Origin of the sequence: Vibrio sp. B172a (assembly GCF_030248355.1) — a bacterium.
Classification (GTDB): Bacteria; Pseudomonadota; Gammaproteobacteria; order Enterobacterales; family Vibrionaceae; genus Vibrio; species Vibrio owensii.
In genome coordinates this window covers 22,531-36,212 of sequence record NZ_JAHGAC010000020.1, presented here as the reverse complement: position 1 = coordinate 36,212, position 13,682 = coordinate 22,531, and the positions used below count along the sequence as shown (strand labels likewise).

The following is a 13,682-nucleotide window of genomic DNA, read 5'->3' as shown; positions in this document are numbered from 1 at the left end:
TCGTTGCCGTTTATCGTTTCACTAGACCAAGCGTATGGCGTAGCAGCGGCTGCTTAAAAGTAGAAAGGTTATCCATCGTTGCGAGAGCGAGGTTACGCCCAATTCGCATCGCCGGTAAATCATTTGAAAAAATATGCACTAGAGAACTGGTTAACCAAATTGTTTCGCTGCGATCATCTTCACGGCGCTGGCTAAATCGCATTAAGCCTTGGTAACGTCCCGCGTCTTCAGCTTGCTTAACCACCTCTTCAGCTAACGATGCCACATCACGAATACCAAGGTTGAAGCCTTGCCCAGCAATCGGGTGAAGTGTTTGTGCAGCATTGCCGACAATAGCAAAGCGGTGCGAAATGTTCTGCTTACGATGACGCAGAAGAAGCGGATAGCTCGCGCGTTGTCCGACTTTCTGCATCGCACCTAGCCGCCAACCAAAATCGTTCTGCAGGCGTTCAAGGAACTCAGCGTCAGATAAGCTCACTACGGTTTGCGCTTCTTCAGGACGCAGACACCATACTAACGACATGCGGTTGTCACTCATCGGCAGCAGTGCAACTGGACCATTTTCGGTAAAGCGTTCAAAAGCGCGACCTTGATGAGGCTCTTGCGTCACGATATTCGCAATCACTGCCACTTGGTCGAAATCATGTTCAGACAACTCTAAGCCGATTTGCTGACAACATTGCGATACTGCCCCATCGGCAGCCACCAGTAACTTAGCTTCCAGCTTTTCACCGCTGCTCAGTTCAATGTGTGCTTTGTCTTGCTCACGTTCGATGTTCGCAACCGAATCAGGGCAAAACAGAGTGATCGCCTCACTCTTATCCAAGAGATCTTGGTAGACGCGGCCAACATCGGCGAGTTCGACTACGTAGCCAAGCGCTTCAACGCCAACTTCGTGCTTGGTAATCTCAGTCATGCCCGCATGAGAGCGGTCAGAAACATGAATATGTTCAATTGGGGTTGCACAAGGCTCTATAGCAGACCACAACTGCAAGTGACGCAGAATATTGACCGTACCGTAGGACAGAGCAATCGAGCGCGAATCAAACCCCGGATGTTGATCCGATTGGGCTTTAAAAGGCTCAACAACCGCAATTTGCAGCGCGCCTTTAGATAAACGGTCGATTGCTAACGCAAGTGTGGCACCAGCCATGGCACCACCAGCAATTACAACGTCATATTGCCTCATGCTAACCTCTAGATACTATTCGATAATGGGGAACGAGTGATTAATGAATCGTTGGTTTGTTTTCGTTGCTTTCAGGACGAGCACCAAACTCTGCATGAATAGTTAATACGCAGGCTTTAACGTGTTCGATTACTTGCTCTAGTAATAGCGCTTGCTCGCCTAGGTCATCGTCTTCATCAATACCAAGCTTGGCGATTTCTTCTAGATCAGCCAAAGCTTCTTTTGCATCGTCTGATGCCTTATCAATCGCAATGCCCGCTAAGCCCATACCTGAGATAAAGTGGTTCACAAAGTCAGACACTCCATCTGCTAGTGCAAACAAACCTTCTTCGCCCGCTTCATCTGGAAGCAGCAGAGACAACTCCATAGAAGTGCCAGTTAGCTCGTTAACGGTTACTTGGAACACGCTTTGTGCCAGTGCTAATGCGCTTGATGGCCAACCCATGCCTTCGTTGGTGTAATCAAACAGAATCGGTTGCCAGGTTTGGTCGTTAATCGCCAATCCACCACTTAGCATGCCAACAAGTAGACCGTGCAATTCTGCTGGGGTCACAGCAAGGCTTGCAGATTTCAGTTCAGCAGCAATAGATTGGTATTCAGGAAGGGTGATTTCACTCATAATCTTGGCTCATTCTTGCGTAATAATGTATCGACATATCCTACCATCAAGCCTAGTCGGCTGAAACGGCTATCAAATTCAATTTTGGACAGCATTTAATCAATTTGCCCAATTCCTGTGTGATCACTTCACCATTTTTCTTTCTGTGATGGGAAATGCTTGAATCTTAATAGCGGTTTTCCTATAGTTTCCTCCTCGGTAGTTGTATAACGCAACGCCTTAGATAGCGCGAATATAGAGTTTATTCATCATGAGCAATCAAGCGATCGACGTTGAAATCCTTGGCAAAATGACACGAGTCAATTGTCCTGTGGGGCAAGAAGAGTCACTAATTACAGCGGCTAAAGATCTTGATCGTCGATTGAAAGAGATGAGCGAGCGTACTAAGGTAACCAATGAAATTCAGCTACTGACCTTTGCTGCGTTGAACATTTGTTATGAATTGCATACAAAATCCTACGAATCTAACGGCCAGCAACAAGAAATTACTGAGCGAATGGAAAAGCTCACCGCGTCTTTAGAAAGTGCGCTTAGTAAGGTAAAGCAAGGACAGCAGTAGATACAAAATTTACCCTGGGGTGTGCGTCAGTTGGATTTAAGTCCCTGAGCCGATAAGCAATACCAAAGGGTTAGTACTTGATAGCTATTGAGCAAGCTTGGCATGCACCGAGAAGCCTACGGTTATCATTGCTGATCCGCCTTGAACCAGCTGGTTCAAGGGCCACAATCCTCAACGGCACCCTGGGGTATCCTCTCTATGTCAGACCTATCTCGACAAGAGTTCCGCAAACTCATCCGTGAAAAACGTAACGCCCTTTGTAGCGATACTCAGTTCCAATCTGGGCTCGATCTCGTTCAGCAGTTTTCACAGTTAGCAGAAATCAAAACCGCACAGCACATTGCCATCTATTTGTCTGCCGATGGCGAGTTAGACACCAAACCTTTGATTGAATCACTAAGGCAGCAAGGTAAGTCGATTTACCTGCCCGTCATTCATCCTTTCTCTAAAGGTCAATTACTGTTCTTGCAATACGTCAATGATGAACAGTTGGTGTACAACAAATACGGAATCTTAGAACCTGCGCTTGATATCCGATTCCTGAAACCGGTTCGTGAACTGGATGTCATTTGTACGCCGTTAGTCGGGTTTGACAGTGTCGGCCATCGCTTAGGTATGGGCGGAGGCTACTACGACCGGACTCTCTCACGCTGGTTTAGCACTGGCGAAGGTGCCAAACCGATCGGTATCGCTCACGATTGCCAGCATGTAGAGCGCCTACCCGTTGAAAGTTGGGATATTCCATTACCTAAGATCGTGACTCCAAGCCAAATCTGGCAATGGGAAAAGTAACACTTACCCGCTATAATCACGCCGCAAACGTTAACGAACATCTATTCAGGAGATTGGCATGACTCAAGATGAAATGAAGAAAGCGGCTGGTTGGGCAGCACTTAAGTATGTTGAGAAAGGCAGCATTGTCGGTGTTGGTACTGGCTCTACCGTGAATCACTTCATCGATGCCCTAGGCAGTATCAAAGATGATATCAAAGGCGCAGTGTCTAGCTCTGTTGCTTCTACTGAGCGTCTAAAAGAGCTTGGTATTGAAGTTTACGAGTGTAACGACGTAGCAATGCTAGATATCTACGTTGATGGTGCAGATGAAATCAACGCAGCGCGTGAAATGATCAAAGGCGGCGGTGCTGCACTGACTCGTGAAAAGATCGTTGCGGCTATTTCAGAAAAATTCGTATGTATCGTTGACGGCACAAAAGCAGTTGACGTACTTGGTCAGTTCCCACTTCCTGTAGAAGTAATCCCAATGGCGCGCTCATACGTTGCTCGTGAATTGGTAAAACTAGGTGGTGACCCTGCATACCGCGAAGGCGTGACGACGGACAACGGCAACGTAATCCTAGACGTGCACAACATGCAAATCACTAACCCGAAAGAACTTGAAGACAAGATCAACGGCATCGCAGGTGTGGTAACGGTAGGTCTGTTTGCTCACCGTGGAGCTGACGTGGTTATCACTGGCACACCAGAAGGTGCGAAAATAGAAGAATAAATCATTAGATGATTTAAATTTTCTGTTATTTCATTACAGACGGCGCCCTAGGGCGCCGTTTTTTCTTCCTTTTTCTAAGAAAAGCATGCCTTATTCCGTAATTTTCTTACCCAAAGCAAAAATTTTTTGTTACTTTATTGAACAGAAGACGCACAGGGAAACGTTTGTCTTCCGACAAAACTGTTAATTATCCCCTTTTTAATGGTTTTGCTTTATGTGCGCCACATTAGCCCACCTTTCCATTTTAAGGACGAGAAAAATGGCCAAAGTTTCACTGGAAAAAGAAAAGATTAAGATCCTCTTGCTAGAGGGACTCCACCCTTCTTCAGTTGAAGTTCTTCAAGCAGCTGGCTACAGCAACATTGAATATCACAAAGGTTCCCTTTCAGAAGAAGAGCTGATTGAAGCAGTAAAAGACGTGCACTTCATCGGTATCCGTTCCCGAACGAACCTATCGGAAGAAGTGATCAATGCGGCCAACAAGCTAGTTGCGATTGGCTGTTTTTGTATCGGTACCAACCAAGTTGACCTAAGTGCTGCCGCTCGACGCGGTGTCCCTGTATTTAATGCACCATTCTCAAACACGCGCAGTGTTGCCGAGTTGGTGTTAGGCCAAGTACTACTGCTTCTTCGTGGTATCCCTGAGAAAAATGCACTCGCACACCGTGGTATTTGGAAGAAGAGTGCAGACAGCTCTTACGAAGCTCGTGGTAAGCGTCTGGGTATCATCGGTTACGGCCACATCGGTACTCAGCTAGGTATCATCGCAGAAAACTTAGGCATGCGCGTTTACTACTACGACATTGAAAACAAACTGTCGCTAGGTAACGCAACGCAAGTGTTCACCATGAGCGAACTACTGAACAAGTGTGACGTCATTTCTTTGCACGTTCCTGAAACGCCAGAGACCAAAAACATGATGGGTGCAGAAGAGTTCGCACGCATGAAGCCAGGCGCAATCTTTATCAACGCTGCGCGCGGTACCGTCGTAGACATCCCTGCTCTATGCCACAGTCTAGAGTCTGGTCATATCTCGGGCGCTGCGGTTGACGTATTCCCAGTAGAACCAAAAACCAATGCTGATGCATTTGAGTCTCCACTGCAGAAGTTCGACAACGTAATCCTAACGCCACACGTCGGTGGTTCAACGCAAGAAGCGCAAGAAAACATTGGTGTTGAAGTTGCTGGTAAACTGGCGAAATACTCAGACAACGGTTCAACGCTATCAAGTGTTAACTTCCCAGAGGTATCTCTGCCTGAGCATCGTGAATGTTCACGTCTGTTGCACATCCACAAAAACCGCCCTGGTATCCTGACGCAAATCAACACCATCTTTGCGGAAGACGGCATCAACATCGCAGGTCAGTACCTACAAACGGCAGCTGAGATCGGTTACGTAGTTATCGACGTTGAGACTTCTCGCGCAGAAGAAGCACTAGTGAAACTAAAAGGCATCGAAGGCACAATCCGTGCTCGTATCCTTCATTAATCGCTGATTACTCGACATAAAAAAGGCAGGGACTCCCCTGCCTTTTCTGTTTCTATTCGTCGTGATTTTCTCTGTACTATTTCAGCTTATAAACCACATCTACTTGGTCACGAATCACAAGCGTAGAGTCTTGGTAGCTATTCGAACTCTCTCTTGCATCCATTGCCATTGAACGTAAAAGCACTGGACGAGCGTGCATTTGGTTGTAGTTAATCTGCCAAACATCACCCAACTTTTTGTCAAAACCAGTCGCTAAAGATGCCGCCTTGCTTTGTGCATCTTTGATTGCTTCCATACGCGCTTTTTGCTGATACTCAGACTGGTTACTCACTTTAAGCTGAATATTATCGACTTGATTAATGCCAGCTTTTAACGCCATGTCCAAGTATTCATTCAAGTTGGCAAGATCATTTACCGTCACATCAATACTACGCGATGCGCGGTAGCCAACTAGCTCTGCTTTGCCCGATTTCGGATAGTGGTACTGCGGTGCTAAATATAGGTTTGAACTGGTGATGTTATCTTTTGACAACCCTGCATCCGCTAAGCTTTTTAGAAACGCATCAACGGTATTATCGACCGATTGCTTCGCTTGCTCCGCAGTCATTGTCGTATCAACTACCTTCACAGAGAAAGTGGCCATATCTGGAGTTGCAACAACTTCACCGTATCCAGTCGTACTCACATGAGCAAAATCAGGTGCATCATTCGCAAGTACAGAAACGCTAGTAAGGCTTAGTGCCGAAGCCAGAAAAATTGAAGACAGTTTCATTCGATAAATCCATCCGTATTGAAATAGAAAAGTCACTCCAAATGCCGGAGTTCAAGACGAGATACTCGATGAATGCCATGGCGGATTAAGTTGATGCCTCATCAAAACCAGAAAGATAAGAGGCACCAATGAACTGGAGTGTATATAGCTTCATCATAGAAACTTCTGCCAATTATCCAAGCGCCCTAAGCGACTTCTAACACAACTTTGACTGTGTTACTTCGCCGTAATTTCAGCTTAAAACGCGAGGCAAGCGGGAACTTATTGTGGCAAATGCTGTTGCGCGTAGCCAACGATCGCTTGTGAGATCTCTTGAAGCACACCCGTTTCTAACTGCCAGTGATGCCAGTAAATTCGATAGGACATCAAAAAGCCCGGCGTAATATCAATCAACTCACCTTTCTCCAGTTCGTCAGTGATCTGCAATCGGGGAATCAAACAATAAGCCACGCCTGCTAACGCCATCTTAAGGAAAGCTTCTGAGCTACTGATGTTGTGATGAATCACGCTATCTGGCCTCACGTTGAAGTGTTCCGTTAAGAACTTCTTATGCAGATCATCATATTGGTCATAAGACACCGCCGGCGCTTTGGCCAAAGTCTGGTTGTTGACTCCTTCCGAGAAGTAACGTTGATAAAACTCTGGGTTGGCCACACAAACATAATCGATGCGACCAAGATAGTCTGCTCGACAGCCCGGAATGGCTTGAGACTCTAAACTGATCGCCCCTGCAACCTCACCACTTCTTAGCTTCTCAATCGAGCGCGACTCGCCATAAATAGTCAGTTTTAGTTCCACTTGGCGATGCTTCATTACGTCTTGCAACGCAGGTAAGAGCCAGGTCGCGAGGCTGTCTGCATTGGTTGCCAATGAAAGCTGTACAGGGCGTGTTGTCGTGTCGTTTTTTAGTTCAGGGAGGATTTCATGCTCAAGCAGTCTTACTCGGCGATAAAGCCCGAGTAACTTCTTACCAATCGGGGTTGGCTTGGGTGGTTGCTCACGAATAAGAACCGGTTGGGCAAGGTACTTCTCTAGCTGTTTAATTCGCTGGGAAATGGCTGATTGTGAGACAAAAAGGTGTTCAGCCGCTCGGTCAAAGCTGCCTTGATGCACTACCGCATCTAACGCTTCAATCCATTTATAGTCCAATCCTCGCACGTGTTTTTCCTCCTTAATAAACGCCCAAAACACCAGATAAGTGTTACTAATAATATATTAAAATCATTAATTATACTTATTTCAATAAAAGCTTTATCTTCCATTCCTCTGTTGTTCTATTGCTAATTTTTTGAGGTGTGTTGTGAGCTTTTGGGTGTTATTACAAGGATTCGGTTTAGGTGCGACGATGATCATTCCAATCGGTGCGCAGAATGCGTACGTCCTTAACCAAGGTATTAAGCGCCAACATCACCTGACGACCGCGACTATCTGTAGCATCCTAGATATGATCTTCATATCGCTTGGTATTTTTGGTGGTGGTGCGATCCTATCGCAAAATGAAATCCTGCTGACCTCAGTCACTTTAGGTGGCATTGCCTTCTTAAGTGTTTACGGTTTACTGTCACTAAAAAGCGCATTCAAGCCAGCAAACGCCTCTGAATCGAAAGGTGAAGTCGTCGCTCGAGGCCGTCGTACCGTGATTCTTGGCGCACTTGCCGTCACAGTGTTGAACCCACATCTTTACTTAGATACCGTGGTAATCTTGGGTTCAATTGGTGGTCAATTCGAAGGCAACGATCGCATCGCATTTGCAATGGGCACCATCATGGCTTCATTTGTGTGGTTCTACACACTCTCATTAGGTGCTGCGAAATTAGGTCCGACGCTCTCAAAACCGAAAGTGAAGAAAGGCATTGATATTGCGGTTGCCGCTATGATGTTTACTATCGCTTTTGTACTTGCGAATGAGTTAGTCACCAAATACTGGTAAAGACAAATAGGAAAGAAACACGACATGGAGTCACTGGAAAAAATCCATCAAATCAACCGAGAGCGATTCAATGCGCTCTCCATCCCCTTTAGAGAATGGCAACACGAAGCCATTCTCGACTTCGAAACCGACGTCAAAGTCGCCGCACAACTCGGTTGGACAGGCACGCATACTAAGAGTCTTTTTCTCAAGCTGAAAGGGCAAGGTTATGCAGTATACCTAACCGACAAGGACTCGCGTCTAGACTCCAAGCAAATCAAAGCCATTACTGGTAAACGACCTTCAATTTGCAGCGACGATGAAATGATTGAGCAGCTAGGCTGTGTGCCCGGCGCAGTTTGTCCTATTGGCTTACCTGAACATGTCACCATTATCGTCGATACAGCACTCTACCAACATGATGAGTTGCTCTATACACCAGGTTTACCCGAGTTAACCTTTGGCTTTGCAGGTAGCGAACTTAAACGTCTGCTCCTTGCTGGCAGTAACACTCTGTTAGAACTTTAGAAAATTAGGATATAAAAAAAGCGAGGCCATTGCCTCGCTTTTTCATGTTCTCAATCGAAGGGATTAAGCTTCTACTTTGTTCAAGTGAACATCCATTTGTGGGAATGGAATTTCGATGCCTGCTTCATCCAACGCTTCTTTGATTGCTTGAGTAGAATCGAAGTAAACGTCCCAGTAATCAGCAGTTTTACACCATGGACGAACCACGAAATTCACTGAAGAATCTGCTAGAGCCAGTACACCAATTTGGATTGCTGGATCTTTAAGGATACGCTCATCTTTTTCTAGCACGTCACGGATAACTTGCTTAGTTTGCTTAAGGTCAGCGCTGTAAGAAACACCGATAACTAGGTCTACACGACGCGTAGCGTGGCGAGAGTAGTTCGTGATTGCGCCGCCGATAACTGATGAGTTCGGTACAACAACCATTTTGTTGTCAGGTGTTTTTAGTACAGTTTGGAAGATTTGAATTGCTTCAACACTACCTGCTACACCGCCGATTTCTACGTAGTCACCAGACTTGAATGGACGGAATGCAACAATTAGTACGCCCGCTGCAAAGTTAGATAGTGAGCCTTGTAGAGCAAGACCAACAGCAAGACCTGCCGCACCGATTACCGCAACTACAGATGCAGTTTGAACACCTACACGGCCTAGTGCCGCGATAAGTACGATAACAAATAGAAGGTAACGAACTAAACCATTGACGAATTCAACAACAGCTTTGTCCATCTTTTTCTTTTCAAGCACTTTTGAAACGCTGTTTGCTACCGCTTTAACGATAATGTTACCGATAAATAGGATCAGCAGTGCAGAAATGATGTTCACACCGTACTGAATAAGAAGATCTGAGTTGTTATTTAGCCATGTTTCAGCTTTGCTCAAACCATCCGTTAAAGAGGTATCGATACCCATCGATTCACCTGCCATAATTCGTATCCTCAAAATAAAGATATTAAATCTAATTGCCGTTAATTTATGAACCTTGTTTTTTATAGGTTCTTATTCACAACAACATCCCTATTGTTTTCCTGAACAGTGTCAGATTTTTGGCACAATATCTCAAAACTGAAATTTTGCAAAGTCAGAGTTTAGCAAAGACCTACAAAACAAAGCTTTATCAGATTTTTCTGATACTGGCATGTTACAGAGTACGCAATGGATTTACATTTCGCCACACTTTTTACTTGGTTTTATGCCACTTGGTGCGGAAATGCGCTGAGTTTCGAAATTTGCGCCAAAAACAGAAGGGATATGAAGTTCGGTGATCATATAGCAGTTGATTTAGTTATCAATTGCTACAGGAAGGAGAATTTAGGCTGTCTCATTGTTTAGACATAAAAAAACCCGCTCTAAGAGCGGGTTTTTAGAAACTCAGTTGAGACGAATTATAGTACGTCTACTGCGTTTAGGTCAGCAAATGCTTTCTCTAGGCGAGCTACCATTGAAGCTTGACCAGCACGTAGCCATACGCGTGGATCGTAGTACTTCTTGTTTGGAGCGTCTTCGCCAGTTGGGTTACCGATTTGACCTTGTAGGTAATCGCGGTTTTCCGCTTCGTATGCACGGATACCGTCCCATGTAGCCCACTGTGTATCAGTATCGATGTTCATTTTGATAACACCGTAGCCGATAGACTCTTGGATTTCTGCTTCAGTAGAACCAGAACCACCGTGGAATACGAAGTTTAGAGCGTTTGGTGCGATACCGAACTTCTCTGCACAGTATGCTTGAGAGTCACGTAGGATAGTTGGAGTTAGAACAACGTTACCTGGCTTGTATACACCGTGTACGTTACCGAAAGATGCTGCGATAGTGAAACGTGGGCTAACAGCGCTTAGTTTCTCGTATGCGTATGCAACGTCTTCTGGAGAAGTGTAAAGCTCAGATGCGTCCATATCAGAGTTATCAACGCCGTCTTCTTCACCACCAGTACAACCAAGTTCGATCTCGATTGTCATGTTCATTTTAGCCATGCGCTCTAGGTACTTAGCACATGTTTCGATGTTCTCTTCTAGAGACTCTTCAGAAAGGTCTAGCATGTGAGAAGAGAATAGAGGCTTACCAGTTTGAGCGAAGAACTCTTCACCAGCGTCTAGTAGGCCGTCGATCCATGGTAGAAGTTTCTTAGCAGCGTGGTCAGTGTGTAGGATTACTGGCACACCGTAAGCTTCAGCTACAGCGTGAACGTATTTAGCACCAGCTACAGCGCCAAGGATTTGTGCACCTTGACCTTCAAGTTTAACGCCTTTACCAGCGAAGAAAGCTGCGCCGCCGTTAGAGAACTGAACAACAACTGGAGCTTTAACTTTTGCAGCTGCTTCAAGTACTGCGTTTACAGAATCAGTACCAACAACGTTTACTGCTGGAAGTGCAAAGTTGTTCTCTTTTGCTACTTCAAATACTTTCTGAACGTCATCGCCAGAGATAACACCTGGTTTTACGAAGTCGAAGATCTTAGACATGGATGTAATCCTATTTATCTGTCGTTTTATAAACAAAACTTGTTAAATTGAAAATCTTGCAAACGTTTGCTCACAACTGAGGCTATTTTAGCAGAGTTCCACTCTCGTTGCAGCAAACAAGAAAGCGGGAGAGGACTCCCGCTTTACTAATATTACTTAGCGCGTGCTTCTAGCATTTCAACTGCTGGAAGTACTTTACCTTCTACGAACTCAAGGAAAGCGCCGCCGCCAGTAGAGATGTAAGATACGTCAGCTTTGATACCGAACTTGTCGATAGCTGCTAGCGTGTCACCACCACCTGCAACAGAGAAACCTTCAGAAGCTGCGATAGCTTCAGAGATACCTTTAGTACCTGCTTCGAAGTTCTTGAATTCGAATACGCCTACTGGACCGTTCCATAGGATAGTCTTAGCGTTCTTAAGGATTTCTGCTAGTTCAGCAGTTGAATCTGGACCAAGGTCGAAGATCATGTCGTCGTCTTGTACTTCAGAAACGTGCTTGATTTCAGCTTCTGCGTTCTCGTCGAATGCTTTCGCACATGCAACGTCAGTTGCTACTGGAATTGCACACTCGTCCATTAGCTTCTTAGCTGTTTCAACTAGGTCTGCTTCGTATAGAGACTTACCAACGTTGTGGCCAGCAGCTGCGATGAATGTGTTAGCAATACCACCACCAACAACTAGTTGGTCAGCGATTTTAGATAGAGACTCAAGAACAGTTAGCTTAGTAGAAACTTTTGAACCACCTACAATAGCAACCATTGGACGAGCAGGCTTGTCCATTGCTTTACCTAGAGCTTCTAGTTCGTTCGCTAGTAGAGGACCAGCACATGCTACGTCTGCGTGCATACCAACACCGTGAGTAGATGCTTGTGCACGGTGAGCTGTACCGAATGCGTCCATTACGAAGATGTCACATAGAGAAGCGTACTGCTTAGACAGTTCTTCTTCGTTTTTCTTCTCGCCTTTGTTGAAGCGAACGTTTTCTAGAACAACTAGTTCACCAGCGTTTAGTTCTAGACCGTTTAGGTAGTCTTTCGCTAGTTTAACTTCGCAGTCTAGTGCGTCGTTTAGGTAGTTAACTACTGGTTGTAGAGAGAACTCTTCAGCGTATTCACCTTCAGTTGGGCGACCTAGGTGAGAAGTAACCATAACTTTAGCGCCTGCTTCTAGACAGTGCTTGATAGTTGGAAGAGATGCGATGATACGTGCATCTGAAGTTACTTTACCGTCTTTTACTGGCACGTTTAGGTCAGCACGGATAAATACACGTTTACCTGCAAGATCCAGGTCAGTCATCTTGATTACAGACATGATGTGTCCTCTCAAATATTAAATAATTAAAGTTTTTAAAAACTCGGCAATCCTGCCAAGCCCGTTAATTCTTCAAACTGGTTACAGATATGGAGATACGTCAGATTTATTTCAAGGCTTAAAATAAAAAATTTCTCCATCGCCTCTTCACCATTATTGCTCCACTTGTGAAGAAGCTTGCATTGCTAAGGCGGTATCCAGCATCCGGTTAGCAAAGCCCCATTCGTTATCGCACCAAACGAGCATTTTAACGAGTTGCCCGTTACTCACTCTTGTCTGAGTTCCATCCACAATTGCACTATGGGGATCGTGGTTAAAGTCGATGGAAACGAGCGGCGATTCAGTATAGTCAACAATGTCACGTAATGTACACTGAGATGCGTTAACAATGGTTTGATTTACGTCATTAACTTTCACATTTGTACTAATTGTGACACTTAAATCCATCGCAGTGACGTTAACTGTCGGAACACGGACCGAAATTGCTTCGAATTTGTTGGAAAATTTCGGGAAGATTCTTTCAATACCCTTATGCAACTTAGTATCGACTGGAATGATGGATTGACTAGCCGCACGCGTACGGCGTAAATCATTGTGGTAAGCGTCGATAACTTGCTGATCGTTCATTGAAGAGTGAATCGTGGTGATGGTGCCAGACTCAATGCCAAAGGCCTCATCTAATACTTTGATGATAGGAACGATACAGTTGGTGGTACATGAACCATTGGACACCACGCGGTGTTCATCTTTGAGGGTTTCGTGGTTCACACCATAGATAATGGTGTTATCAAGATCGCTTGCGCCAGGGTGTGAAAACAGAACTTTTTGCGCGCCAGCTTCAATATGAGCTTGGCCGTCGGCTTGTGAGCCAAAAACACCAGTACAATCGAGCACGATGTCGACTTCTAAGTCACGCCATGGCAAGAGTTCAATTTCAGCAAGGTGAAGGATTCTAATGGGATCGAATTCGCCACTGTCGTGGTGAACATAGAGGTGTTCTTGGTCGTGCGAGATTTTCTTTCCGAAGCGGCCATGACTGGTGTCATATTGAAGAAGATGTGCCATCGCTTCGGGTTGCGCAAGTTCATTAACCGCCACAACTTTTATCTGCTGATGCTTACCGCTCTCATATACTGCTCGCAGTACATTACGACCGATACGTCCAAATCCATTGATCGCAACTTTTAGCATTTATCCTTCGCCTCACCAAAAATTCGTGTCACAGATAGTACCTGATACGGAAGCTGAGCGCATTAAGTAAGTGATCTCACTCGCGGTAAACTATCTTTTCACTTCCCGGAATATTCATATCACCAATATATTGAGTTCTGA

The 13,682-nt window shown here is 45.2% G+C and carries 14 protein-coding genes and 1 other RNA gene; 7 read left to right on the top strand and 8 right to left on the bottom strand.

Annotated elements, in window-relative coordinates:
* Window positions 1-10: 10 nt before the first annotated feature.
* Together ubiH and KIT90_RS18210 are read right to left on the bottom strand one after the other, a co-directional pair.
* Window positions 11-1,189, bottom strand: a complete 1,179-nt coding sequence (ubiH, locus tag KIT90_RS18215; protein ID WP_285377906.1) for a 2-octaprenyl-6-methoxyphenyl hydroxylase — start codon at window positions 1,187-1,189, stop codon at window positions 11-13.
* A 40-nt stretch (window positions 1,190-1,229) separates the two neighbouring features.
* Entirely contained in the window at window positions 1,230-1,808 is a 579-nt protein-coding gene (locus tag KIT90_RS18210) for a YecA family protein (protein WP_009699857.1), read from the bottom strand.
* Window positions 1,809-2,058: 250 nt separating this feature from the next.
* Between KIT90_RS18210 and KIT90_RS18205 the strand changes: the two genes are divergently transcribed.
* From KIT90_RS18205 to serA, 5 genes are all read left to right on the top strand, one after another.
* A complete protein-coding gene (locus tag KIT90_RS18205) occupies window positions 2,059-2,367 on the top strand; it encodes a cell division protein ZapA (protein WP_039841960.1) in 309 nt (102 codons plus the stop codon).
* Window positions 2,368-2,375: 8 nt separating this feature from the next.
* Window positions 2,376-2,560: non-coding RNA, 6S RNA (gene ssrS / locus KIT90_RS18200), on the top strand.
* A 5-nt stretch (window positions 2,561-2,565) separates the two neighbouring features.
* On the top strand, window positions 2,566-3,159 hold the full coding sequence (locus KIT90_RS18195) for a 5-formyltetrahydrofolate cyclo-ligase (protein ID WP_285377905.1): 594 nt from the start codon (window positions 2,566-2,568) through the stop codon (window positions 3,157-3,159).
* 58 nt (window positions 3,160-3,217) lie between these two features.
* Window positions 3,218-3,874: a ribose-5-phosphate isomerase RpiA gene (rpiA, locus tag KIT90_RS18190; protein WP_005436473.1), complete on the top strand. Its 657-nt coding sequence runs from the start codon at window positions 3,218-3,220 to the stop codon at window positions 3,872-3,874.
* A 259-nt stretch (window positions 3,875-4,133) separates the two neighbouring features.
* Window positions 4,134-5,363, top strand: coding sequence for a phosphoglycerate dehydrogenase (gene serA / locus KIT90_RS18185; RefSeq protein WP_009707610.1), 1,230 nt, complete (start codon window positions 4,134-4,136; stop codon window positions 5,361-5,363).
* Between the two features lie 76 nt (window positions 5,364-5,439).
* Here the strand turns inward: serA and KIT90_RS18180 are convergent, their stop codons facing one another.
* Both KIT90_RS18180 and KIT90_RS18175 read right to left on the bottom strand, forming a co-directional pair.
* Window positions 5,440-6,135: an oxidative stress defense protein gene (locus tag KIT90_RS18180; RefSeq protein ID WP_009707611.1), complete on the bottom strand. Its 696-nt coding sequence runs from the start codon at window positions 6,133-6,135 to the stop codon at window positions 5,440-5,442.
* A gap of 261 nt (window positions 6,136-6,396) precedes the next feature.
* Window positions 6,397-7,293, bottom strand: a complete 897-nt coding sequence (locus KIT90_RS18175; protein ID WP_009707613.1) for a LysR family transcriptional regulator ArgP — start codon at window positions 7,291-7,293, stop codon at window positions 6,397-6,399.
* A gap of 142 nt (window positions 7,294-7,435) precedes the next feature.
* Here KIT90_RS18175 and KIT90_RS18170 point away from each other — a divergent pair, with 142 nt between their 5' ends.
* A complete protein-coding gene (locus KIT90_RS18170; RefSeq protein ID WP_005436477.1) occupies window positions 7,436-8,065 on the top strand; it encodes a LysE/ArgO family amino acid transporter in 630 nt (209 codons plus the stop codon).
* A 24-nt stretch (window positions 8,066-8,089) separates the two neighbouring features.
* Window positions 8,090-8,572, top strand: a complete 483-nt coding sequence (locus tag KIT90_RS18165) for a YbaK/EbsC family protein (RefSeq protein WP_020196162.1) — start codon at window positions 8,090-8,092, stop codon at window positions 8,570-8,572.
* Window positions 8,573-8,635: 63 nt separating this feature from the next.
* Here the strand turns inward: KIT90_RS18165 and mscS are convergent, their stop codons facing one another.
* The 4 genes from mscS to epd form a co-directional block, all read right to left on the bottom strand.
* Entirely contained in the window at window positions 8,636-9,502 is an 867-nt protein-coding gene (gene mscS, locus KIT90_RS18160) for a small-conductance mechanosensitive channel MscS (protein ID WP_005436480.1), read from the bottom strand.
* Window positions 9,503-9,960: 458 nt separating this feature from the next.
* On the bottom strand, window positions 9,961-11,037 hold the full coding sequence (fbaA, locus tag KIT90_RS18155; RefSeq protein ID WP_005436482.1) for a class II fructose-bisphosphate aldolase: 1,077 nt from the start codon (window positions 11,035-11,037) through the stop codon (window positions 9,961-9,963).
* Between the two features lie 152 nt (window positions 11,038-11,189).
* On the bottom strand, window positions 11,190-12,350 hold the full coding sequence (locus tag KIT90_RS18150; protein ID WP_005436484.1) for a phosphoglycerate kinase: 1,161 nt from the start codon (window positions 12,348-12,350) through the stop codon (window positions 11,190-11,192).
* A 153-nt stretch (window positions 12,351-12,503) separates the two neighbouring features.
* Window positions 12,504-13,541, bottom strand: coding sequence for an erythrose-4-phosphate dehydrogenase (epd, locus tag KIT90_RS18145; RefSeq protein ID WP_038891914.1), 1,038 nt, complete (start codon window positions 13,539-13,541; stop codon window positions 12,504-12,506).
* Window positions 13,542-13,682: the final 141 nt, after the last annotated feature.